Annotated in this window: 1 protein-coding gene; it reads right to left on the reverse strand. The window is 46.4% G+C overall.

Features of this window, described 5'->3' with window-relative positions; all coding sequences use genetic code 11:
- Positions 1-276 (reverse strand): hypothetical protein (locus tag AAEZ06_RS27225; protein ID WP_350617201.1); only part of this gene is annotated, 276 nt, incomplete at both ends.

Consider the following 276-nt stretch of genomic DNA (forward strand, 5'->3'; position numbering starts at 1 on the left):
GGGTCGAACCGCGCACGATGACATCAGCTTGACCACTAGGACTATCGATATTACCAATATTCGGAACATTACGACGGATCAGATTTTGCCAAGTGGCATCGATATACCAAGGCGCTACCTGTTTAACCTTCGCAGAGGTTTTACCACGTGCAATATTGGCATTAACATGTTCGCCATCACGCTGACGTAGATCCGCGTCAATCTCTAAGTTACCTGCACTGTTTTTTTGTTGATAATGTAGCGACAATCGACCGTTGAGTTTTTGCGGAGCGTAGG

The sequence above is a fragment of the Pseudomonas sp. HY7a-MNA-CIBAN-0227 genome (genome assembly GCF_040310325.1).
Taxonomy (GTDB): domain Bacteria; phylum Pseudomonadota; class Gammaproteobacteria; order Pseudomonadales; family Pseudomonadaceae; genus Aquipseudomonas.